18 protein-coding genes are annotated in these 23,640 nt (G+C 71.6%); 6 read left to right on the plus strand and 12 right to left on the minus strand.

What is annotated here, in order from left to right; all coding sequences use genetic code 11:
- The first annotated feature begins 91 nt into the window (after positions 1-91).
- The 5 genes from RI578_RS28190 (at position 92) to RI578_RS28210 (ending at position 9,873) form a co-directional block, all read left to right on the plus strand.
- The gene (locus RI578_RS28190) at positions 92-1,096 is read left to right on the plus strand and encodes a sugar ABC transporter permease (RefSeq protein WP_310873693.1); all 1,005 of its coding nucleotides are present in this window, start codon (positions 92-94) and stop codon (positions 1,094-1,096) included.
- Between the two features lie 13 nt (positions 1,097-1,109).
- Complete coding sequence (locus RI578_RS28195) at positions 1,110-2,021, plus strand: ABC transporter permease subunit (RefSeq protein WP_310873694.1); 912 nt, start codon at positions 1,110-1,112, stop codon at positions 2,019-2,021.
- 119 nt (positions 2,022-2,140) lie between these two features.
- On the plus strand, positions 2,141-3,823 hold the full coding sequence (locus tag RI578_RS28200) for a glycoside hydrolase family 13 protein (protein WP_310873695.1): 1,683 nt from the start codon (positions 2,141-2,143) through the stop codon (positions 3,821-3,823).
- A gap of 210 nt (positions 3,824-4,033) precedes the next feature.
- Entirely contained in the window at positions 4,034-9,451 is a 5,418-nt protein-coding gene (gene pulA, locus RI578_RS28205; protein WP_310873696.1) for a pullulanase-type alpha-1,6-glucosidase, read from the plus strand.
- A 65-nt stretch (positions 9,452-9,516) separates the two neighbouring features.
- Positions 9,517-9,873 carry a 5-carboxymethyl-2-hydroxymuconate Delta-isomerase gene (locus tag RI578_RS28210; RefSeq protein ID WP_310873697.1) on the plus strand — a complete coding sequence of 119 codons (357 nt, stop codon included), beginning with the start codon at positions 9,517-9,519 and terminating at the stop codon, positions 9,871-9,873.
- Between the two features lies 1 nt (position 9,874).
- Here the strand turns inward: RI578_RS28210 and RI578_RS28215 are convergent, their stop codons facing one another.
- The 5 genes from RI578_RS28215 to RI578_RS28235 form a co-directional block, all read right to left on the minus strand.
- Positions 9,875-10,540, minus strand: a complete 666-nt coding sequence (locus RI578_RS28215; protein ID WP_310875878.1) for a TetR/AcrR family transcriptional regulator — start codon at positions 10,538-10,540, stop codon at positions 9,875-9,877.
- An 81-nt stretch (positions 10,541-10,621) separates the two neighbouring features.
- A complete protein-coding gene (locus tag RI578_RS28220; RefSeq protein ID WP_310873698.1) occupies positions 10,622-11,680 on the minus strand; it encodes a PDR/VanB family oxidoreductase in 1,059 nt (352 codons plus the stop codon).
- Positions 11,677-12,576 carry a metal-dependent hydrolase gene (locus RI578_RS28225; RefSeq protein WP_310873699.1) on the minus strand — a complete coding sequence of 300 codons (900 nt, stop codon included), beginning with the start codon at positions 12,574-12,576 and terminating at the stop codon, positions 11,677-11,679. Before RI578_RS28225 ends, RI578_RS28220 begins: the two co-directional genes overlap by 4 nt.
- Before the next feature lie 69 nt (positions 12,577-12,645).
- Positions 12,646-14,577, minus strand: a complete 1,932-nt coding sequence (locus RI578_RS28230) for a hypothetical protein (protein ID WP_310873700.1) — start codon at positions 14,575-14,577, stop codon at positions 12,646-12,648.
- Positions 14,578-14,621: 44 nt separating this feature from the next.
- Positions 14,622-15,131, minus strand: a complete 510-nt coding sequence (locus tag RI578_RS28235; RefSeq protein WP_310873701.1) for a tetratricopeptide repeat protein — start codon at positions 15,129-15,131, stop codon at positions 14,622-14,624.
- Between the two features lie 132 nt (positions 15,132-15,263).
- Here RI578_RS28235 and RI578_RS28240 point away from each other — a divergent pair, with 132 nt between their 5' ends.
- Positions 15,264-15,695 (plus strand): hypothetical protein, encoded by a 432-nt coding sequence (locus RI578_RS28240; RefSeq protein WP_310873702.1) that lies wholly within the window; start codon positions 15,264-15,266, stop codon positions 15,693-15,695.
- A gap of 71 nt (positions 15,696-15,766) precedes the next feature.
- Here RI578_RS28240 and RI578_RS28245 read toward each other — a convergent pair whose 3' ends face one another.
- The 7 genes from RI578_RS28245 to glnII form a co-directional block, all read right to left on the minus strand.
- Positions 15,767-17,305, minus strand: a complete 1,539-nt coding sequence (locus tag RI578_RS28245; RefSeq protein WP_310873703.1) for a DUF1996 domain-containing protein — start codon at positions 17,303-17,305, stop codon at positions 15,767-15,769.
- A 144-nt stretch (positions 17,306-17,449) separates the two neighbouring features.
- On the minus strand, positions 17,450-18,103 hold the full coding sequence (locus tag RI578_RS28250) for a response regulator transcription factor (RefSeq protein ID WP_310873704.1): 654 nt from the start codon (positions 18,101-18,103) through the stop codon (positions 17,450-17,452).
- The gene (locus RI578_RS28255; protein ID WP_310873705.1) at positions 18,088-19,365 is read right to left on the minus strand and encodes a sensor domain-containing protein; all 1,278 of its coding nucleotides are present in this window, start codon (positions 19,363-19,365) and stop codon (positions 18,088-18,090) included. Before RI578_RS28255 ends, RI578_RS28250 begins: the two co-directional genes overlap by 16 nt.
- Before the next feature lie 52 nt (positions 19,366-19,417).
- Positions 19,418-20,452: an NAD-dependent epimerase/dehydratase family protein gene (locus RI578_RS28260; protein WP_310873706.1), complete on the minus strand. Its 1,035-nt coding sequence runs from the start codon at positions 20,450-20,452 to the stop codon at positions 19,418-19,420.
- A 69-nt stretch (positions 20,453-20,521) separates the two neighbouring features.
- Positions 20,522-21,148: a winged helix-turn-helix domain-containing protein gene (locus RI578_RS28265; protein ID WP_310873707.1), complete on the minus strand. Its 627-nt coding sequence runs from the start codon at positions 21,146-21,148 to the stop codon at positions 20,522-20,524.
- A gap of 333 nt (positions 21,149-21,481) precedes the next feature.
- A complete protein-coding gene (locus RI578_RS28270; protein WP_310873708.1) occupies positions 21,482-22,411 on the minus strand; it encodes a DUF6891 domain-containing protein in 930 nt (309 codons plus the stop codon).
- A 117-nt stretch (positions 22,412-22,528) separates the two neighbouring features.
- A complete protein-coding gene (glnII, locus tag RI578_RS28275) occupies positions 22,529-23,560 on the minus strand; it encodes a glutamine synthetase (protein WP_310873709.1) in 1,032 nt (343 codons plus the stop codon).
- Positions 23,561-23,640: the final 80 nt, after the last annotated feature.

Here is a 23,640-nt window from a genome sequence, read left to right on the forward strand (position 1 = left end):
CTACCGGAGGGGAGGGACCCGGCGGCCACCGCACCGAGCGCCGTACCCCCTGACGTTCCGCTCGTCCTGATGCTCCCGAAGGTGTCGAACCATGACAGTCGCCATCGACCGCGCGACCGGCAAGCGCCGCGGTGACCGCACCCCGCGGCCCGGCCTTGGCCGGCGTCTGAAAGACGGCTACCAGAAGCACTGGTACGCCTACGCCATGATCGCGCCGGTGGCCGTCGTGATCGGCGTCCTCGTGCTGTACCCGCTGGGTTACGGCCTCTACCTCACCCTCACCGACGCCAACAGCCTCAACACGGGGCGCACGATCGGCGTCAACGAGATCGAGGCCACGTACAAGTTCGTCGGCCTGGACAACTACGCCGACATCCTGTGGGGCCCGACGGCGTACGACCGCTTCTGGTCGCACTTCATCTGGACCATCGTGTGGACGGCGGTCTGCGTCGGCCTGCACTTCTTCATCGGCCTCGGTCTCGCCCTGCTGCTCAACCAGAAGCTGCGCGGCCGCACCTTCTACCGGCTGATCCTGGTCCTGCCGTGGGCCGTGCCCACCTTCGTCACCGTCTTCGGCTGGCGCTTCATGCTCGCCGACGCCGGCATCGTCAACTCGGCCCTGGACTGGCTGCACCTGCCGACCCCCGCGTGGCTGGAGGACACCTTCTGGCAGCGGTTCTCCGCGATCATGGTGAACACCTGGTGCGGTGTGCCGTTCATGATGGTCTCGCTCCTCGGCGGCCTGCAGTCCATCGACAACACGCTCTACGAAGCCTCCGAGATGGACGGCGCGAACGCCTGGCAGCGGTTCCGCCACGTCACCCTGCCCGGTCTGCGGGCGGTCAGCTCCACGGTCGTCCTGCTCGGCATCATCTGGACCTTCAACCAGTTCGCCGTGATCTTCCTGCTGTTCGGCAACACCGCGCCCGACGCGCAGATCCTGGTGACCTGGGCGTACCACCTGGGCTTCGGGCAGCAGCCGCGCGACTTCGCGCAGTCCGCGGCCTACGGCATCCTGCTGCTGGCCATCCTGATCGTCTTCACCTCCTTCTACCGCCGCTGGCTGAACCGCAATGAGCAGCAGCTCGCGAACTGAGGCAGGAGCCGCCATGAGTACAACAACCGCGCCCACCAAGGCCCCGGCGGAGCAGGCCGACGCGTCCACCGCGCCGCCGCGCCGGGTGCGCGGCCGCGGCGAACGCAGCCGCGCCGCGTCCCTCGCCTCCCACGGCGTCCTGTCCGTCGCGAGCCTCATCGCGCTCTTCCCGGTCGCCTGGCTGGTCTACCTGTCGCTCGGCCCGGACAAGAACGACTACCTGCACCCCGAGCGCATCTGGTCGAAGATGACCTTCGACAACTACGCGTTCGTGCTCCAGCACACGCAGTTCTTCGACTGGCTGAAGAGTTCGCTGATCGTCTCACTGGGGACCACGGTCATCGGCGTCATGGTCGCCGCCACCACCGGCTACGCGGTCTCGCGGATGCGCTTCCCGGGCTACAAAAAGCTCATGTGGGTGCTGCTGGTCACCCAGATGTTCCCCATCGCCGTACTGATCGTGCCGATGTACCAGATCCTGTCCGAGCTCCAGCTCGTCGACAGCTACCTCGGCCTGGTCCTCGTCTACTGCTCGACCGCGGTGCCGTACTGCGCGTGGCTGCTCAAGGGCTACTTCGACACCATCCCGTTCGAGATCGACGAGGCCGGGCGCGTCGACGGCCTGAGCCCCTTCGGCACCTTCTTCCGGCTGATCCTGCCGCTCGCCCGGCCGGGCCTGGCGGTCGCCGGCTTCTACAGCTTCATCACCGCTTTCGGCGAGGTCGCCTTCGCCTCGACGTTCATGCTGAGCGACACGAAGTACACCTTCGCCGTCGGCCTGCAGAGCTTCGTCAGCGAGCACGACGCGCAGCGCCATCTGATGGCGGCCACCGCCGTACTCGTCGCGATACCCGTCTCCGCGTTCTTCTACCTGGTGCAGAAGAACCTGGTGACCGGCCTCACCGCCGGCGGCACGAAGGGCTGACGCCCCGCCGGGAAAACGTCCGGCCGCGGTGCCCATCCGACCCCGCTGCACCGCGGCCGGCCGCTCCCTCCCCCACCCGTGCCTCCATGACCTGAACTCCGTCACATCACAAGGACGACATGAGCCAGCAGCACTCCGCCGCACCGGCCCCCGCCTCCGCCGTCGCCACCGTCGCAGGGCGCCACGACTGGTGGCGGGACGCGGTCATCTACCAGGTGTATCCGCGCAGCTTCGCCGACAGCAACGGCGACGGCATGGGCGACCTGGAGGGTGTCCGCACCCGCCTGCCGTACCTGCGCGACCTCGGCGTGGACGCCGTGTGGCTCAGCCCCTTCTACGCCTCGCCGCAGGCCGACGCCGGCTACGACGTCGCCGACTACCGGGCCGTCGACCCCATGTTCGGCACCCTGCTGGACGCCGACGCGCTGATCCGCGACGCCCACGCGCTGGACCTGCGCGTCATCGTCGACCTGGTGCCCAACCACTCCTCCGACCAGTACGAGTGGTTCAGGCGCGCCCTCGCCGAGGGCCCCGGCTCGCCGTCGCGCGACCGCTACCACTTCCGCCCGGGCAAGGGCGAGAACGGCGAACTGCCGCCCAACGACTGGGAGTCCATCTTCGGCGGCCCCGCCTGGACCCGGGTCACCGAGCCCGACGGCACGCCGGGGGAGTGGTACCTGCACCTGTTCGCCCCCGAGCAGCCCGACTTCAACTGGGAGCACCCGGCCGTCGGCGACGAGTTCCGCTCCATCCTGCGGTTCTGGCTGGACATGGGCGTCGACGGCTTCCGGATCGACGTCGCACACGGCATGGTGAAGGCCGAGGGCCTGCCCGACCTTGGATCACACGAGCAGCTGAAGCTGCTGGGCAACGATGTCATGCCGTTCTTCGATCAGGACGGCGTCCACGACATCTACCGCCAGTGGCGGACGATCCTCGACGAGTACTCCGGCGAGCGGATCTTCGTCGCCGAGGCCTGGACCCCCACCGTCGAGCGCACCGCGAACTACGTCCGCCCCGACGAGCTGCACCAGGCCTTCAACTTCCAGTACCTCGGCACCCACTGGGACGCGGCGGAGCTGCGCACGGTCATCGACCGCACGCTGGACGCCATGCGCCCGGTCGGCGCCCCGGCCACCTGGGTCCTGTCCAACCACGACGTCACCCGGCACGCCACCCGCTTCGCCAACCCGCCCGGCCTCGGCACCCAGATCCGTCTGGCCGGCGACCGCGAACTGGGCCTGCGCAGGGCGCGCGCGGCGACCCTGCTGATGCTGGCGCTGCCCGGCTCGGCCTACGTCTACCAGGGCGAGGAGCTGGGGCTGCCGGACGTCGTCGACCTGCCGGACGAGGTGCGCCAGGACCCGGCGTACTTCCGGGGCGCCGGCCAGGACGGCTTCCGCGACGGCTGCCGGGTGCCGATCCCCTGGACGCGCACGGGGTCGTCGTACGGCTTCGGGGACGGCGGCAGCTGGCTGCCGCAGCCGGCGGGCTGGGGCGAGCTGAGCGTCGAGGCGCAGACCGGCGAGCCCGGCTCGACCCTGGAGCTGTACCGCGCCGCGCTGGCCGTGCGCCGCGAGCGGGCCGACCTGGGCGCGGGCGACGCCGTCGAGTGGCTGCGCGCACCCGAGGGCGTCGTCGCCTTCCGGCGCGGCGAGTTCGTGTGCGTCGCCAACACCACCGGCGAGTCGGTGCCGATGCCCGCGTACGGGCGGGTGCTGCTGGCCAGCGGTGAGGTGACCGAGGCGGCCGGCGAGGCGAAGGTGCCGGCGGACACGACGGTGTGGTGGACCCGGGCCTGACCTCCGGTAACGCCCGAGCCGCGCAAGGCCCGCCGCCTCCCCACGGGAAGCGGCGGGCCTTGCGCGTGGCCCCGCCGGAACGCACTTGGGGCAAGTACTGTGAAAACCCTTTCCGTTACTTGCGCAAGTCTTGCTGCAAGCCCTGCGGCAGCGCTACGGTCTCGCCGGGGTCGGACCCGATCGAGCCGTAGTCGCAAGGAGTTCACGCCTGTGATACCCAGATGGCCGGTGCCTGTCGCGCGCCGCACCGCACGAGCCAGACGGGTCGCGGCCGTCACCGTGGCCGCGCTCGCCGCAACGCTCGTCCAGCCCCTCGCCGCGCGGGCCGACGCCCCGCCCGCGCCCCCGTCGGACGCCAAGCTCGCGAAGGCCGACGCGCGGCACGACCTCACCCGCGAGCAGTTCTACTTCGTCCTGCCGGACCGCTTCGCCAACGGCGACGCCCGCAACGACCGGGGCGGCCTGACCGGCACCCGGCTCGTCACCGGCTACGACCCCACCGACAAGGGCTTCTACCAGGGCGGCGACCTCAAGGGCCTGACCGAGAAGCTCGACTACATCAAGGGCCTGGGCACCACCTCCATCTGGATGGCGCCCATCTTCAAGAACCAGCCCGTGCAGGGGACCGGGGAGAACGCCTCCGCCGGCTACCACGGCTACTGGATCACCGACTTCACCCAGGTCGACCCGCACTTCGGCACCAACCAGGACCTCAAGAACCTCATCTCCAAGGCGCACGCCAAGGGCATGAAGGTCTTCTTCGACGTCATCACCAACCACACCGCCGACGTCGTCGACTACGAGGAGAAGTCCTACGACTACCTCTCCAAGGGCGCCTTCCCGTACCTGACCAAGGATGGCGAGCCCTTCGACGACGCCGATTACGCGAAGGGCGACCGCCGGTTCCCGCGCGTGGACGCCGGCTCCTTCCCGCGTACGCCGGTCGTCCCCGCCGCCAAGAAGGACCTCAAGGTCCCGAGGTGGCTCAACGACCCGGCGATGTACCACAACCGCGGCGACTCCACCTGGGCCGGCGAGTCCGCCACCTACGGCGACTTCTCCGGCCTCGACGACCTGTGGACCGAACGGCCCGAGGTCGTCGACGGCATGGAGAAGATCTACCAGCGGTGGGTCAAGGACTTCGCCATCGACGGCTTCCGCATCGACACGGTCAAGCACGTCGACATGGAGTTCTGGACCCAGTGGGCCACCGCGCTCGACGCCTACGCGGCGAAGAAGGGCCGGGACGACTTCTTCATGTTCGGCGAGGTCTACTCCGCCGACACCTCCGTCACCTCCCCGTACGTCACCCAGGGCCGCCTGGACTCCACGCTGGACTTCCCCTTCCAGGACGCGGCCCGCGGCTACGCCTCCCAGGGCGGCAGCGCCCAGAAGCTCGCGGCCGTCTTCGGTGACGACTGGAAGTACACGACCGACAAGGCCAACGCCTACGAGCAGGTCACCTTCCTCGGCAACCACGACATGGGCCGCTTCGGCACCTTCCTCAAGCAGGACAACCCGAAGGCCACCGACGCCGAACTGCTGAAGAAGGACAAGCTCGCCAACGAGCTGATGTTCCTCAGCCGGGGCAACCCGGTGATCTACTACGGCGACGAGCAGGGCTTCACCGGCGCGGGCGGCGACAAGGACGCCCGCCAGCCGATGTTCGCCTCCCGCACCGCCGACTACCTGGACGACGACCAGCTCGGCACCGACCGCACCCACGCCGACGCCGCCTACGACACGCGAGCACCGCTCTACAAGCAGATCAGTGCTCTCGCAAAGCTCCGCAAGGCCCACCCGGCCCTCGCCGACGGCGTCCAGACCGCGCGGTACGCGGCCGACGGCACCGGCGTCTACGCCTTCTCCCGCACCGACGCCGAACGCGGCACCGAGTACGTCGTCGCCTTCAACAACGCCGACGAGGCGAAGACCGCGACCTTCGCGACCGGCTCGGCGCGCATGGCCTTCCGCGCCCTCTACGGCACCGACGACGACGTGAGGTCCGGCGCCGACAAGAAGGTCACCGTCACCGTCCCCGCCGGGTCGGCCATCGTCCTCAAGGCCGCCGGCCGGCTCGCCGAGCCCGCCACCGAGCCGGCCCTCACCCTCACCGCCCCCGAGCCCGGCGCCACCGGCACCGTCGAGCTGACGGCCGACGTCACCGGGGGACAGCTCAACCGCGTCGTCTTCGCCGCCCAGACCGGCGACGGCAAGTGGCGCACCCTCGGCTCCGCCGACCACGCCCCCTACAAGGTCACCCACACCATCGGCGAGGACACCCCCGCCGGCACCGCCCTGCGCTACAAGGCGGTCGTCGTCGACTCGGCGGGCCGCACCGCGAGCACCACGGCAGCCTCGACGACCGGCACCCCGCCCGTCGAGCAGCCGCCCACCGCCGCTTCCCGCGACTACGCGATCGTCCACTACAAGCGGGAGGACGGGAACTACAAGGACTGGGGCCTGTACGCCTGGGGCGACCTCGCCGACGGCGAGGCGACCACCTGGCCCGACAGCCACCCCTTCACCGGCCGGGACGCCTACGGAGCCTTCGCCTACGTCAAGCTCAAGCCCGGCGCGAGTGACGTCAGCTTCCTCGTCGTCGACAAGGACGGCAACAAGGACGTGGCCGCCGACCGCACCATCGACGTCACGCGGACCGGCGAGGTGTGGATCGAGCAGGGCAAGGAGCCGGTCGCCACGGAGCGGCCCGACTACCCCGCCCAGGACACCACCAAGGCCGTCCTCCACTACCACCGCGCCGACGGGAACTACGACGGCTGGGGACTGCACGTCTGGGGCGGCGCCGCGAACCCCACCGACTGGTCGAAGCCCCTGACACCGGTGAAGACTGACCCCTATGGCGCGGTCTTCGAGGTACCGCTCACCGAGGGTGCCACCAGTCTCAGCTACATCGTCCACAAGGGCGACGAGAAGGACCTGCCCACCGACCAGGCCCTGGACCTCAAGGCCAACGGGCACGAGGTGTGGCTGGTGAGCGGCGAGGAGAAGTACCTGCTGCCGCAACCGGCCGGTTCGGCGGCGGCCGTCGACCTCACCACCTCCAAGGCGGTCTGGATCGACCGGAACACCGTCGCCTGGAACGGCTCCGAGGGCGCCGCCTCCACCCAGCTGCTCGCCTCCCGCACCGGCGCGATCAAGGCCGAGGACTCCACCCTGACCGGCGACGACGACACCACCTGGCTCCGCCTCGCCAAGACCACCCTCACCGACGCCCAGAAGGCGAAGTTCCCGCACCTGGGCGCGTACACCGCCTGGTCCGTCGACCCGCGCGACCGCGACCGGGTGCGCGAGGCCCTGCGCGGCCAGGTCGTCGCCTCGCAGCGCGCCGCCAACGGCGCCGTCCTCTCGGCGACCGGCGTGCAGATCGGCGGCGTCCTGGACGACCTGTACGCGGCCGACGCGACGAAGGCCGACCTCGGCCCGACCTTCCGCCACGGCCGCCCCACCCTCTCCGTGTGGGCGCCGACCGCACAGGACGTGAAGCTGGAGATCGGCGACCGCACGGTCCGCATGCGGCGCGACGACGACACCGGCGTCTGGTCCGTGCGCGGCCCGCGCTCCTGGAAGGGCAAGGACTATCGCTACGCCGTGAAGGTGTGGGCGCCCGAGGCCGGGAAGGTCGTCACCAACAAGGTCACCGACCCGTACTCCCTCGCCCTGACCACCGACTCCGAGCGCAGCCTCGTCGTCGACCTGGGCGACCGCTCCCTCACCCCGCGAGGCTGGCACAGCTACGACAAGCCCGAGGCCGTGCCGCTCAGGGACGCCCAGATCCAGGAGCTGCACATCCGCGACTTCTCGGTCGCGGACCGGACGGCGGACGCGGACCGCGAGGGCACCTACCTCGCCTTCACCGACAAGAAGAGCGACGGCTCGAAGCACCTGCGCGAACTGGCCGAGGCCGGCACGTCGTACGTGCACCTGCTGCCCGCCTTCGACATCGCCACGATCCCGGAGAAGAAGTCCGACCAGGCCACCGTCGACTGCGACCTCGCCGCGCTCCCGGCCGACTCCGTCAAGCAGCAGGAGTGCGTGGCGAAGGCCGCCGCCAAGGACGCCTACAACTGGGGCTACGACCCGTACCACTACACGGTCCCCGAGGGCTCCTACGCCACCGACCCGGACGGCACCGCCCGCACGGTCGAGTTCCGCGAGATGGTCAAGGCGCTCAACGAGGACGGCCTGCGCGTCGTCATGGACGTCGTCTACAACCACACCGCGGCCAGCGGCCAGGCGAAGACCAGCGTCCTCGACCGGATCGTCCCCGGCTACTACCAGCGGCTCCTCGCCGACGGCTCGGTGGCGAACAGCACCTGCTGCGCCAACACCGCCACCGAGAACGCCATGATGGGCAAGCTGGTCGTCGACTCGGTCGTCACCTGGGCCAAGCAGTACAAGGTCGACGGCTTCCGCTTCGACCTCATGGGCCACCACCCGAAGGCCAACATCCTCGCCGTACGCAAGGCCCTCGACGCGCTGACCCTCAAGAAGGACGGCGTCGACGGCAAGAAGATCATCCTGTACGGCGAGGGCTGGAACTTCGGCGAGGTCGCCGACGACGCCCGCTTCACGCAGGCCACCCAGAAGAACATGGCCGGCACCGGCATCGCGACCTTCTCCGACCGCGCCCGCGACGCCGTGCGCGGCGGCGGCCCCTTCGACGAGGACCCCGGCGTCCAGGGCTTCGCCTCCGGCCTGTTCACCGAGCCCAACGGCTCGGCGGCCAACGGCACCGAGGCCGAGCAGAGGGCCCGCCTGCTGCACTACCAGGACCTGGTCAAGGTCGGCCTCACCGGCAATCTCGCCGGCTACACCTTCACGGACACCGACGGCAAGGAGGTCAAGGGCTCCGAGGTCGACTACAACGGCGCCCCCGCCGGATACGCCGAGGCACCGGGCGACGCCCTCGCCTACGCCGACGCGCACGACAACGAGTCCCTCTTCGACGCGCTCGCCTTCAAGCTGCCGGCGACCGTGAGCGCCGACGACCGGGCCCGCATGCAGGTCCTCGCCATGGCGACCGCCTCCCTCTCGCAGGGCCCGGCGCTCTCCCAGGCCGGCACCGACCTGCTGCGCTCCAAGTCACTGGACCGCAACTCCTACGACAGCGGCGACTGGTTCAACGCCATCCACTGGAACTGCGCCGACGGCAACGGCTTCGGCCGCGGCCTGCCCCCGGCCGCCGACAACGAGGACAAGTGGCCGTACGCCAAGCCCCTGCTCGGCACGGTCGAGGTCGGCTGCCCGCAGATCACCGGCGCCTCGGCGGCGTACCGGGACCTGCTGAAGATCCGTACGAGCGAGCAGGACTTCTCCCTCGGCACGGCGGAACGGGTGCAGTCCCGGCTCTCCTTCCCGCTCTCCGGGAAGGACGAGACGCCCGGCGTGATCACCATGCTCCTCGGTGACCTCGTGGTCGTCTTCAACGCCACCCCGCAGCAGCGGGAGCAGCGGATCGAGGCGGCGGCCGGCACCGGCTACCGGCTGCATCCGGTGCAGGCGGCGGGCGCGGACCCGGTGGTGAAGAAGTCCGCGTACGCGGCCGGGACCGGCACGTTCACCGTCCCGGGCCGTACGGTCGCCGTCTTCGAGCGCACCGGCTGACGGCCGTAGGACGGCGGTGGTCTGCGGTTAGGGTGAGCCCTGCTGTTCACGCACCGGGAGGGCTCATGCCGCAGATCACCGTCGACTACTCCGCCCAGCTCGCGGACGACTTCGACCGGCCCGCGTTCGCGCGGGCGCTGCACACCGCCGTCGTAGAGATCGCGGCCGCCAAGCCGCCGGCGTGCAAGACGCAGTTCCGCCGCGGCGAGGACACCACGGTCGGCCCGGACACCGAGGGGCACGCCGTCGTGCACGTCACCCTCGGTCTGCTCGCGGGCCGCACCGAAGAGACCAAGGCCCGGCTCACCGAGGCCGTCCTGGAACTGCTGCGGCAGCACGTGAAGCCGGGCGACGGCCTCGCCCTGCACGCCTCCGCCGAGGTCCGCGACCTGGACCCGTCGTACCGGAAGTTCGAGAGCTGAGCTAGCCCGCGAGCCCGATGAGCCGGCCGACCAGGTCCCCGAAGGGGCCGTCGGCCGGTTCGTCCTCGATGACGCGGCGCAGCAGGGCGCCCATCTCCTCGTCGTAGGCGGCGCTCACCGCCGTCAGCGCGGCGAAGTCGTGCACGAGCTGGGTCTCCAGCTCGGCGCGCGGGATGCGGCGCCCGTCCAGCCAGATCAGCGCCGTCGACTCGGCGAGCGAGATCCAGGAGCGGACGACCAGTTCCAGGCGCGCGGGCGGATCGGTGACGCCCAGGTGCGAAAGGATCTGGACATACGCGGCCTGCCGTACGGAGTCCACGAGGGCGTTGGTCGTGGACGAGCCCACCGCCGGGCCACCGCGCATCAGGGCCGAGAAACCGGGGCCGTGCTCGTCGACGAAGTCGAAGTAGCGGCCCATCACCCGCAGCAGCCGCGCGCCCAGCGGGCCCTCGTGCGGCTCCACGAACCGGGCCGCCAGATCGTCCGAGGCACGCTGCAACGCGGCCTCGTACAGGCTGAGTTTGCCGGGGAAGTAGTGGTAGACCAGCGGGCGCGAGATGCCCGCCGCCGACGCTATCTCGTCGATGGAGACCTCGTCGGGCGAGCGGCGGCTGAACAGATCGAGCGCGACGCCGATCAACTGCTGCCGCCGCTCCTCGACGCCCATTCTGCGGCGTACCCCGGTAGTCATACGAACACCTTACCGATCGAATCCGGCCCCCGAACGGGCCGGACCGGGCGCAGGTGTTCACATGTCCAGCACGAGCCGTGTCCCCCGGGCGCGGGACACGCAGATGAGCATCGAGTCGCCGCGCTCCGAGTCGGTCAGCAGCTCGTCCCGGTGATCGATCTCGCCCTCCAGCACCTTCTGTTGGCAGGTCCCGCACCAGCCCTGCTCACAGGAGTACGGGGTGTTCGGCAGCTCGGCGCGCACGGCGGTCAGCACCGAGGTGTCCCCGTCCACGGTGAGCGTGCGCCCGCTGCGGTGCAGCTCGACCTCGAACTCCCCGTCGCCACCGGCCGTCGTACGCGGCGCGAACCGCTCCAGGTGCAGCGCCGTGCCCTCCGGGAGGCGTTCCTCGACGGCCGCCATCAGGCCCTCCGGGCCGCAGCAGTACACCGCCGTGCCCTCGGGGAGGTCCGCCAGGAAGGCGTCGAGCCCGGGACGTCCGTCCTCGTCCTCGGCGACGACGGTGACCCTCTCGTGGTCCGGGTCCAGCTTCTCGATCTCCTCCAGGAACGGCATCGAGGCCCGCGTCCGCCCGCCGTACAGCAGCCGCCACTCGGTGCCCTCCGGCAGGGCCCGCACCATGGGCAGGACCGGCGTGATGCCGATGCCGCCGGCGACGAAGGCGTAGGCGGGGGCATCGACCAGCGGGAAGCGGTTGCGCGGGCCGCGCACCTCCAGTTCCACGCCCTCCTGCACCTGCTCGTGCACCTCGCGCGAGCCGCCCCGCCCGTCCTCGACCAGCCGCGTGGCGACGGTGTACGACGAGGTGTCCTCCGGGTCGCCGCACAGCGAGTACTGCCGCACCAGCCCCGACGGCAGCACCAGGTCCAGGTGGGCGCCCGGCTCCCAGCGCGGCAGGTCGTGTCCCTCCAGGCGGATTCGGACCACCCCGTCGGCTATCCGCTCGTGCGCGGTGACCAGCAGCGTCAGCGCGCGCGAGCGGGGCCGCCCGGAGACCGGCGGGTCCAGCGCGGGCATCGGCCACAGCGGCGAGGCCTGGATACGGCGCCGCAGCGCCCGGCGGACGACGAGCGCGGCACCGGCCGCGAGCACCAGGGTCATCGGCTTGGGCTTCATACGGCACCCTCCTGCGACTTCTCGGCGGCGACGGCGGCGACGGCGGCGACTGCGGCGGGGGAGGCGGCGAGATAGGCCACGGCCTGCTCGGTCGACCCCTCCTGGGACGGGTGGTAGCCACGGCTCAGATAGCGCGGCACGGAGCGGGCCACGGCGCCGGTCGAGGGCAGCAGACCGCGTCGGCCGCGCCGGTGGAACTCCCGGAAGGTGGCGCGGCCGTCGATGAGCGTCGGGTCGTTCTCCATGAAGTACCTGGCCCCGCGCTGCCACAGGAACACCAGCGCCGCGAACGCGGTCGCCCAGGTGCGCGCCCGCCGCGCATAGCCCCCGTCCACGTGCAGGAACACCTCGAAGGCCACGGAGCGGTGCTCGACCTCCTCGGCGCCGTGCCAGCGCAGCAGGTCCAGCATGGTCGGATCGGCGCCGCGCCGGTCGAGCGCGTCCGCGTTGAGCACCCAGTCGCCGAGGAACGCCGTGTAGTGCTCGATGGCCGCTATCAGCGCCACCCGCTCCATCAGCCACCACCGGCGCGGCCGGCCCGGCGGCAGCGTGCGGTCGCCGAGCAGCTTCTCGAAGAGCCAGTCGACCTGCGCGGTGTACGGCGTCGGGTCGAGCCCCTGGTCCTTCAGGTGCGGCAGCACCTCGTCGTGGGCCTGGGAGTGCATCGCCTCCTGCCCGATGAACCCGATGACGTCCTCGCGCAGCCGCTCGTCCCGGATGTACGGCAGCACCTGCTTGTAGACGTGCACGAACCAGCGCTCCCCGGCGGGCAGCAGCAGGTGCAGCACATTGATCGTGTGCGTCGTGAACGGGTCCCCCGGCACCCAGTGCAGCGGGGTGTCCTCCCAGGCGAAGGACACCTTCCGTGCCTTGAGCGGGACATGCGTATTAGACATGGCGTCAATGTACTGACGGGTAGGGCTCCGGGGAACCCTCGTGCGGGTACTTGTTGACGCTGGTGTCAGCTAGCGAAGTCCGCCGATCGTCCGGCCGTTCTCCAGGGTGCCCTTCAGCTCGGCCTGCGCGCCCTGCTCGGCCTTCGCCGTCAGCAGGTTGCCGTCGGCGGAGTCGTTGATCCCGCCCGACGCCTCGACCGACTCCGTGTCGCGGTCGCCGGCGGCGAGCAGGTACCAGTGCCCGCCCTCCGACTTCCACAGCACCCCGGCCAGCACGTGCGGGTCGCGCTCGCCACAGGCCGGCACGCCCTGTGCCTTCGCCGCCACCGCGCCCCGCGCCCCGCCCGGCGTCCGGAACTGGGCCATCACCCGGGCCCCGTCGCCCCGCCAGGTCTCGGCCCGGGTGCACACCCACGCGGCCGACCCGCTGGAATCGGGCAGCGGCTGCGTCGCGAACTCCCAGGCGTTCACCGACCGCACGCCCTGCCCTCGCACCGCGCCCAGCGAGCAGGCGTACGGCGCCCAGGTACCCAGCGCCTCGGCGCCGGAGGCGTCCTTCGCCGAGCCGGGGCGCCCGGTGGTGAGGCGGGCCGGGACCAGTTCGCCGAGGTCGGTGACCAGGCGGGTGTCCGAGCCGTCGGTCAGCTCCAGGACGTCCCAGGACGCGCACGCCCCCGACTGCTGCTGCACGGGGCTGGCCACCGGCGAGGTCACGCCGTCGGTCAGCGTCAGGTCCCGGGCGTCGGAGTCCGGGTCGGTGAGGTCCCGCCCGGCCGCCTTCGTCACCCAGGGCGCCGTCAGATAGCGGACGTTGCCGTCGGCCCGGCCCAGGACCACGGCGTTCGCCTCGGCCCGGCCGGCGCCGTCGGTGCGCGCGAAGTCCAGGGCGGCCCCGGCCGTGCCGTCCTTCGGCTCGGCGTACCTGGCGATGCGCAGACCGTCGTGCAGGATCACCACGCGCGCGTTGTCGACGGTCCCGGCGTACAGCAGCTGGGGCGGGCCGGACGGGCCGCCGGTCGGGGTGCCCGGTGTCGCCGAGACCCCCACCTCCTCGCCGGGCCGGGCCCAGACGGCGAGGGCGCGCCGCAGCAGCTCCTCGTCACCGGTGAGGTCACCGCGGGCCGGCCACACCGAGAAGTCGGTGCGCGCGGACGTCTCCCACGCGGCGGCGGCGATCTTCGTCAGCCTGCCGGGGTCGAGGGCGGCCTCGGCCGCCGGGTTCTGCGCGTACGGCGGGGCGGCGGCGCCGTCCGGCCCCCAGCCCTCACCGGGCAACCCCAGCAACGCCCCGCACACCACCAGGGCCGCCCCGGCGACCAGCGCCGCCTTCGTGTGCTGCCGGCGGCGCATCAGGTCGGTCGGGCGGGCCTGCAGCGAGCAGGGGTCGAACTCGGGGGAGCCGAGCAGCGCGTACTGGCCGGGCACCTCGTCGGCCTCCCGCAGCGCGGCGTCCGCGTCGGCCACCCCGGCGGCCACGAGCAGCTGCCGTACGTCGTCGTCGGGGAGCTTCTCCAGGCCCCGCAGCACGTAGGCCGCCCGGCCCGGCGCGGAGAGGGCGGAGAGCCGCTGGTCGAGGGCGAGTTCGTCGGCGCCGCCCGAGCGCGGGAAGAGCTTGAGCCCCCGCACCTGGGGCAGCAGCGGCGGCAGCTGGGAGCGCTTGGGCCACGCGCGCCGCCTGAGCGGGAGGCCCGCCTCCAGCGCCGTACGGACGACCCGCAGCCGGACCAGGGCGTAGCCGGGGTCGACCCCGCGGCCGGTCGACTGGGCCGGGATCACGGGTGTCGTCGTCCGGTTCCGGGGCAGCGCGCGCTGGGTGAGGGCGTGCGCGGTCAGGACGCGGCGGCTCCGGCCGAGGCGTGGCGGCAGCACCAGATAGGCGAGCCGGACCAGGCGCGGATAGTGCTCGACGAGCGCGGCCTCGGCCTGCTCGACGTCGACGACCGGGTCGGCCGAGGAGGCTGAGGACGGTGCGGGGCGCGGGGCGACATCCTGTGACTGCACGTTCAGCAGAACGAGCGAATCGGTGGTTGGTCACCGTGTCCGGGTCACTCCTCGGGTTCCACCAGCTGCCGTGCGTAGGCGGCCATCGCGCGCTGGTAGCGCGGCAGATGGGGCGCGAGCGCGCCGAGCGCCAGCGACAGGCCCTCACGGTCGCGACCCATGCTCGACAGGCAGAGCGCGAGCGTGGCCCGTACCGCGTCGTCCAACTCGTCGGACGGCGCGAGCAGTTCGGGCGACAGCAGCTTGACGCCCTCCTCCGGGTGACCGGTGTTCCGCAGGGAGCTGGAGAGCTGGATCTTCGCCCGGCGGCCCTTGTAGCCGCTGACCTCGCCCAGGCCGCGCGCCAGCGCCTCGCGGTACAGCGGCACGGCCCGGTCGGAGTGGCCGGTGGAGTCCCAGGCGCAGGCCCGCTCGAACAGGCCGAGGGGACTGTCCGCGGGCAGCTCGTCGGCGAGGGCGTCGATCACCGCGCGGAAGGCGGCGGCGTCGTCCTCGGCGTAGTCGTCGAACGTCGACCACGCGGCGGTCACTCGGTCTTCCCAGTCCTGGTCCACGGCGCCACTTTCGCACGGGCGTGCTCGGGGCACCAGGATCGCTGAGTACTTCGCGCCTCGCGGCCGTATCGATGACGAGAGCCCTCGCCGGGGCTCCGTGCGGCATGTCGCCGGAACGGACCGGAGGAACACATGAGGCTGACCCGACCGATGCTCGCGCTGGCCGGAGCGGCGGCGGTACTGGCGCTGACCGGCTGCGGCTCCGACGGGAACGGCGAGGCGGCCGTCCCGGAGACGGCGACCGGCAGCCTGGAGCACCTGGCCGCCGAGGTGAAGTGCGCCCCGAACATGCAGACCGACGCCGACACCATCCGCCAGGCGCTCTGCGAGAAGGGCGACGAGAAGTACGTCCTCGCCACCTTCTCCACCGACCGCGGCCAGCGCGAGTGGATCAACACGGCCAAGGACTACGGCGGTTACTACCTCGTCGGCCGCAAATGGGTCGCCGTCGGCCACCAGGACGTCGTGGCGGACCTGCGCGGCCGGCTCGGCGGGACCCTGGAGCAGGGCACGCGGCACGGCGGCGGCAGCCACCCGGCGGAGCACGGCGGACACGGCGGCTGACCCCTGCGGGCGACGCGAAGAGGGCCGGTGGCGAATGCCGCCACCGGCCCTCTCACCCGCTCTCGGCAGGACTACTGGCAGTCCTCGCCGCTGTTGATGCAGTCGACCACCTCGTTCATCAGGTCCTCGTCCATGACGTTGATGAAGTCGTTGTGATCGGTGATCGGCTTGTGCAGCTGCTCCGGGAAGCTGTCCACGGCGTACGGGTTCTGCACCGAGCCGTTCTCGATGGTCGGGGTGGGGATGTCGTACACCAGACGGACCTGCAGCTGGGGAATGGCCTGGAAGCCGTTCCCGCAACTGCCGTCCGCCTGGACGAACGCCATGTGGTCACGGTGGTTGGCGCTGTCGATGTTCTGGCCGTCCCAGCAGCTCTGGAAGTTGGACGTGCGCACCACCTGGCTGCCCTCGGGGCAGAGCGGATACTTGTCGGTGACCTGCCGGTCCTCGAAGCCGGTGCAGCTCCACGAACTGTTGGCGTTCGCGTCGCCGTTGGTGAAGGACTTGGCGTCACCGGTGATGATGCGCAGGAACTTCGGCATGGCGACCACGTCGCTCCGCTGGTTGCCGACGAACTTCAGCTCGGCCTGGGCCGGCTTCAGGATCTTGCCGACGTTGCCGTCCGCGCCACCGCCCAGGTCGTTCGCGTCGAACTCCTCCGTACCGTCCTGGAGCCGCAGCACCGGCCAGTAGTAGGTGGACTTGTCGCCCTGGTTCTGGCACGAGGTGTCGGCGTTCGCCAGGTCCTCGTCGCTGGAGAAGGCGTCGTTGTCCTGGTTGCCGACATAGTCGTGCACGTGGTGCGCGCCGTTGTCGACGCCCGGGGCGGCGATCAGGTTGTCGCTGTTGAACAGGTCGTTCTCGTTGACACCGCAGTCCGTGGTGAAGGTGCCCGTGGAACCGCCGTCGCCGTTGGCGGCCAGGCCGTTCTGGCTGTTGCGGCTGTTGGGCTCGACGTCGTTGATGTCGATGAAGTCGTCGGCCACCGGGCCCGCGACGCCGTTGCCGTTGTCGTCCTGGTTCTGGCCGTCGTCCTGACCCTGACCGTCACCGTTCTGACCGTCACCCTGGCCGTCGCCGTTCTGACCGTCGCCGTCCTGGCCGTCACCGTTGTTCTGGCCGTCGCCGTTCTGCGGCTGCTCCGGGGGCTGCCCCTGGCACTGGGCCAGCTCGTCCAGATTGTCGTCGGCCTGGCCGCCGGCCCGGTTGATCTCCAGCTGGATCCGGTCGATGATCGCCTTCCGGCGGTCCTTCAGCGGGCCGAGAATCGCGTTCTGGACGAACTGCGAGTCACCCGCCTGCGCGCGCCGCGTGGTGGCGAGGCGCTTGTAGGCGTCGGTGATCTGGCTGTCCATCGTGGCCAGTTCGCCGTCGACCTCCCCGCGCGCCCGGTCCGGCACGTCGGAGAGCTGCTGGCCCACGTCGGGACAGTCGATCGTCGCCACCTGCGCGGCGGCGGACCTCGTCCGGTTGTGCGCAGGATTCTCCTCGTGCGCCGAGGCGTAGAAGTTGGCCCAGACCAGCCCGCCCCCGCCGACCGCCAGGGCCGCCGCCCCGGCTACGACCTTGGTGGCCAGCGGCGTACGGCGTTTTCTTGTGTTGCGTCCCATGGAACTCCTCTGACTTCCTTGCGGGGCATCGAGGGCGCCCGACAGGAGTGAAGCGGCTCCCTTCCATACGGAGGCCGTCCCAGGGGTGTTCAGTCGTCTCGGAAATTGCTGGGTCCTGTGGGACTGGTGGGATCGGCGACGGGGTCAGCGGCCGCGGTCCAGATACGCGAGAACCGCCAGTACACGCCGGTTGTCGTCGTCCGAGACCTCCAGGCTCAGCTTCGCGAAGATGTTCGCCGTGTGTTTCGCGATCGCCCGCTCCGTGACGACGAGCTTGCCCGCGATCGCCGCGTTGGTCCGCCCCTGCGCCATCAGCTCCAGCACCTCCAGCTCCCGGGGCGTCAGCCGTTCCAGCGGTTGGTCCTCCGCCGCACGCCGGGTGAGCAGTTGCTGGATGACCTGCGGGTCCATCGCCGTACCGCCCGCCGCGACCCGCCGTACGGCGTCCACGAACTGCTCCGCGTCGAAGACCCGGTCCTTGAGCAGGTACCCCACCCCGCCACTGCCGTCGGCGAGCAGCTCACGCGCGTACAACTGCTCCACGTGCTGGGACAGGACCAGGACCGGCAGCCCGGGCCGCTTACGGCGGGCCTCCAGCGCGCACTGCAGGCCCTCGTCGGTCAGCGTGGGCGGCAGGCGTACGTCGACCACGGCGACGTCCGGCTCCAGTTCGGCCAGCGCCCGGGACAGCTCGGGGCCGGTCTCGACGGCCGCGGCGATCTCGAAGTCGTGGGCCTCCAGGAGCCGGACCAGGCCGTCCCGCAGCAGGAACAGGTCTTCGGCTAGGACAACGCGCAAGGGATCTCCATGGTGACCATGGTGGGACCGCCGGCGGGCGAGCTGACGGCCAGGACGCCGTCGAATGTACCGAGTCGGCGCTCCACCCCGGCCAGGCCCGACCCCGCTCCGATCACCGCTCCGCCCTTGCCGTTGTCGGTGACGGCGATGCGCAGATGGCCCTCGGTGTGGTGCATGTCGATCCAGATGCGGTCGGCGCCGGAGTGCTTCACGGCGTTGGTGAGGATCTCGCTGACCGCGAAGTATCCGGCTGACTCCACGGGTGCCTCCGCGCGGCCGGGCAGGTCCACCTCGACCTCGACGGCGACGGGCAGCCGCAGCGCCAGGGCCCGTACGGCGTCGCCCAGGCCGCGTTCGGCGAGCACCGGCGGATGGATGCCGCGTACGAGTTCCCGCAGTTCGGTCAGGGCGTCGGCGGAGGACTGGCGGGCCTGCGCGAGCAGTTCCCTGGCCTTCTCCGGGTTCTTCTCCAGCAGGGCCTCGATGGTGCCCAGGTCCATGCCCATGGCGACCAGCCGGGCCTGCGCCCCGTCGTGCAGGTCGCGCTCGATGCGGCGCAGTTCGGCGGCGGAGGTGTCCACGGCGTCACGGCGGGTCTCGGTCAGTACGCGCACCCGCTCGGCGAGTTGGCCCTGGCCGGAGCCGAGGACCGCGCCGGTGAGCCGGAAGTGGGCGTGCAGCATGCGGGGGGTGAGCCAGAGCGCGACGAGGAGGAGCACGGCGCCGAGGCCCGCGGCGTAGAAGGCCGAGGTCTGGTCGGTGACCCGGACGAAGCCGTACCAGTACCCGTCCGGCAGGACCCGCCACAGCCCGGCCGCGATCGCGAACCCCTCCAACGGGTACAGCGGCAGCACGAAGGCCAGCAGCGCGGTGGTGAAGCCCGCCGTCATGTCGACCGGCAGCCACAGGAAGTCCCGCCAGGTCGCCGGGTCGCCGAGCATTCCGAAGGTGCGTGCCCACGGATTGGCGTTCGCGGGCAGTGGCCGGTACGCCCGCTGGATCCGCACCCCGCCCCACTCGGCGGCGAGCAGCCGGCGCCAGTCCGCGAACGCCCGCACGCCCGTGAGCACCCACGGAGTGGTGACGAGGCCGATCCCGATCGGGACGAGGACGACGGAGACAAGGGTCAGGCAGAAGCACAGCACCGAGCCGACCAGGGAGATCGGTGTCAGTGCCAGTCCCCGCACGGCCGACAGTGCCACGCCCCGCGTCCGTGTCGCCCCGTCGGTGCGCCGGCCGTCGCTCTTCGTCTCGATGTTCATGCCGTCAGTCTCGCCGAGGCTACGGCTCGGGTCACTGGGCCGAACCCCCCGGTCAGGGGGTGGTGTCAGGTACACCTTCGCGGGGCCCGCTCCGGTCGGCGGCGAGCACCTTCGCCTCCGTCTCGGGGTCCAGCCCGACCGGCGGCCGGTCCGGGCGCCGGGGCGCCGTGCCGCCGATGCCTTGCAGCCAGGTCCAGGTGTCGGCGACGGTGGCGCCGACCGGTCGGCAGCTCAGTCCCGTCGCCAGCGCCCGGGAGACGTCCGCGCTGTGCAGGGCGTCGTGCAGGTCGCTGCCCGGCGGGGTCCACACGGGCAGTTGCCCCCACGGCTCGATGCCGGCGGCCAGGATGGTCTCGGGGGCGGTCCAGCGCGGCTCCGCCGCTCCGCCCGTGGCCGTCGCGCAGGCGTCGAGCAGGTCGCCCATGGTGGTGTGCCCCGGCGGCGAGACCAGGTTGTACGGTCCGCTCAGCTGCTGCTCCACCGCTCCGAGGGTCCAGTCGGCGAGGTCGCGGACGTCGACGTACTGGAGGGGGAGGTCCCGCGGGCCCGGCGCGAGCAGGGGGCCGCCGCGCGCGACGCGGTTCAGCCACCACGGCAGCCGCCCGATGTTCTCGTACGGGCCGAGGATCAGCCCGGCCCTGACGAGCACCGAACGGTCCGCGCCGAAGGCGTCCAGGACGGCCAGCTCGGCGCCCCGCTTGTCCCGGGCGTAGTCGGTCTGCCCGGCGTCCGCCGAGGCGCCGTCGACGAGCGGGGCGTCCTCGGTGTATCCGGCGGGCGGGGCCCAGGCGTACACCGAGCAGCTCGACACGTACACGTACCGGCCGACGCGGCCCCGCAGCAGCCGCGCCGCGTCCCGCACCGCGCCCGGCGCCGCCGACCAGGTGTCGACGACGGCGTCCCACGTGCCGTCGGCCAGGGCGGCGAGCCCGTCGGACGCGGTGCGGTCGCCGTGCAGCGACCGCGCTCCGGGCGGTGCCGCGTGCCGTCCTCGGTGGAAGACGGTCACCTCCCAGCCGCGCCCGAGCGCCGCCTCCACCACGGCCCGCCCCACGAACTCCGTACCGCCCAGCACCAGTAGCCTCATGCCGTTCACTGTGCCCGGCGCGGCGACCGGAGGGAACGCCTGTCTGCCGACAGCAGAGGCAGCGATGGCTCAGCGTCCGCTGGGCGGCGTGTACTTGTAGCCGACGCGCCGCACGGTCTGGATCGTCCGCCGGTGTTCGGCGCCGAGCTTCCGGCGCAGCCGGGCGACGTGCACGTCGACGGTGCGGCCGTCGCCCACGTGTCCGTACCCCCACACCGTGGTGACCAGCCGGTCGCGGGTGTGCACCCGGTGCGGATGCGCGACGAGATGCGCGAGCAGCTCGAACTCCAGGTAGGTCAGGTCGAGTTCACGTCCGTCCACGGCGGCGGTGCGCCGCGCGGTGTCGATGCGTACGAGCGGGTCGCCCTCCTGGCCGTCGCCGCCGTGGCCCCCGGAACCGTCCCCGGTGTCCTTCGGTGCCGGGGCGGATCCGCCCGCCGGCGGGAACGGCGGCTGCTGGTCGGCCGGGACGAGCACCAGGTAGCCGACCATCGGCGGCCGGCCCGGCAGCGCGGGCAGCGTGTGCGGGGGAGCGGGCAGCCAGGTGGCGCCCGGCGGCAGGAGGTCCGCGACGTTCACCACCTCGTCCCGGTCGACGGCACGCAACCGGTGCCGGGGAGCGCCGGGGCCGGCGAGGGCGGTGGCCGGGGCGGGGGAGTCGAGGGTGACGGTGGACAGGGAACGGGGAGTCGCCATGAGACGTCAGCTCTTTCGCGCGAGGGTTCGTCGGGAGGGGCGACGGGCGCGAGTTCGTGATCGGGCGCGTCGCGGAGACGTACGTCGTGCGCGCCGGCCGAAGGCCTGGGTGTACGGCTTTCTAGCGGGCCGGCGCGGTCGTCGCGCGGCAACACACCCGGTCGAAGTCGTCGTGCTGACGGGAAGGCCAGAAGGGCTCGAGGTCATGGCGACCCGTCACTGCGTTCTTCCGGAGGCTGGCCATGGGCCCATTGAAGCAGACACCGGTCCGCGACCGGGAGCCCCCTCTCACTGCGTGGACGCCACCGCGGCACGGAGCCGAGGTCGGTCCGGTCATCCCACCAGGCGTTTGCGCCAGTCCAGTGGCGTGACGGTGATGGCCTTGCCCGGATCGCCGTTCCACTCCGTGGACAGCCCGGCTGCCGTGAAGGCCGCCACGACCTCGTGGCCGACCTTGGTGGTCGTGTCCTCGGAGCCGTCGAAACCGCCGTAGTGCAGGGCGAGTCCGTACCCTTCGGCCGCAGCCTCCGTGCTCTGCTGGTGGAAGAAGACGAAGCCCCGCGCCCCCTCGCGCTCGGCGCCTATCTCCGTCGTGCCGCAGCCGCGGCAGCAGGTGAAGTTCTCCCGGGCGGTGATGCCGGCGGCGTCCAGGGTCTCGAAGACCCGGGTGAGCCGGTCGGGGTCGGTGGTCACGGCGCCCCACGCCTCCTGCTCCGCCAGCCGCTCCAGCCACAGCCGGTCCACCAGCCGCCATGCCTGGTCCTTCGACACCGGCCGCTCTCCGTGCTCACCGCCGACCAGGTGGTCCTCGGCGATCTCGGCCAGCACCCGCCGGCTGTCGTAACCGCAGCGCAGGCGCTCCCGCACGCACTGCTCGACCTTCTCCCGGACGTCGTCCGGCAGTTCCGGGACCTCTTCCTGCGGCCCGAGGTCGATCGGCTCCCAGTCGACGCCGGTGTCCCAGCCGGGCCGCTCGCGCGCCCAGTCGGTCAGGAGATCCGCCACCCGGCCGGGGTCGTCGAGATCCGTCCCGAAGAAGAGGTGCCCGGCGGCTCGGTGCTCCAGCCGGTAGTCCCCGCCCTCCTCGTGCCACACCTGTGCGAACACGTCGGGGATGTCCGGTATCCGCTGGACGATCAGGAACCGGTCTCGGGTGCCGCCGATCCGTGCCACCAGATCGCGCAGCCGGGCCGCCGGAATCCGCGCGTGCGTCTGCCCGTTCTCCGTCTCGGCCTTGATGGCGAGGTCCCCGTCGATCTCCATGCCCCCACGGTGCCACGCACCACTGACAACGCGGTCACCGCGCGGTTCGCGGGCAGCGCGAAGGGGCGCCCACCGTCGCGGTGGACGCCCCTGCGGGCGGAGCGGGGCGGGGCCGGATCAGACCTGGCCGGCCTTCTCCAGGGCCGTGCAGCAGGTGTCCACCAGCAGGCGGGTCACCACGTACGGGTCGACGTTGGCGTTCGGACGGCGGTCCTCGATGTAGCCCTTGCCGTCCTTCTCGACCTGCCACGGGATGCGGACCGAGGCACCGCGGTCGGAGACGCCGTAGGAGTACTCGTTCCACGGGGCGGTCTCGTGCAGGCCGGTGAGGCGGTCGTCGATGCCGGCGCCGTAGTTCTTGACGTGGTCCATCGGCTTGGAGCCCTCACCGAGCGACTCGGCGGCGGTGATGATCGCGTCGTAGCCCTCGCGCATCGCCTTGGTGGAGAAGTTGGTGTGCGCGCCCGCGCCGTTCCAGTCGCCCTTGACCGGCTTGGGGTCGAGGGTGGCGGAGACCTCGAAGTCCTCGGCCGTGCGGTAGAGCAGCCAACGGGCCACCCACAGCTGGTCGGAGACCTCCAGCGGCGCCAGCGGGCCGACCTGGAACTCCCACTGGCCCGGCATGACCTCGGCGTTGATGCCGGAGATGCCCAGGCCCGCCTTCAGGCAGTTCTCCAGGTGCGCCTCGACGACGTCACGGCCGAAGATCTCGTCCGAGCCGACACCGCAGTAGTAGCCGCCCTGCGCGGCCGGGAAGCCGCCCTCGGGGAAGCCGAGCGGGCGGGCGCCCTTGAAGAAGGTGTACTCCTGCTCGATGCCGAAGATCGGCTCCTGCGCGGCGAAGCGCTCGGAGAGTTCGGCCAGCGCGGCGCGGGTGTTGGTCGGGTGCGGGGTCATGTCCGTGTCGAGGACCTCGCACAGCACCAGGATGTCGTCGCCGCCGCGGATCGGGTCGGGGCAGGAGAAGACCGGCTTGAGCACGCAGTCCGAGGAGCTGCCCTCGGCCTGGTTGGTGGAGGAGCCGTCGAAGCCCCAGATCGGCAGGGCGTCCAGGCCCGCGGGGGCGTCCGTGATGATCTTCGTCTTGGAACGGAGCTTGGCCGTCGGCTCGGTGCCGTCGATCCAGATGTACTCGGCCTTGAAGGTCACGGGGACACATCCTTCGGGGGTGGGTCTGGGCGCACTGCGGGTGCTGCGGCGCCGGGGCAAGCGGGGCGTCGCGTCTACTG

It is taken from the genome of Streptomyces sp. BB1-1-1 (assembly GCF_031597775.1).
In the GTDB taxonomy this organism is placed as follows: Bacteria; Actinomycetota; Actinomycetes; order Streptomycetales; family Streptomycetaceae; genus Streptomyces; species Streptomyces thinghirensis.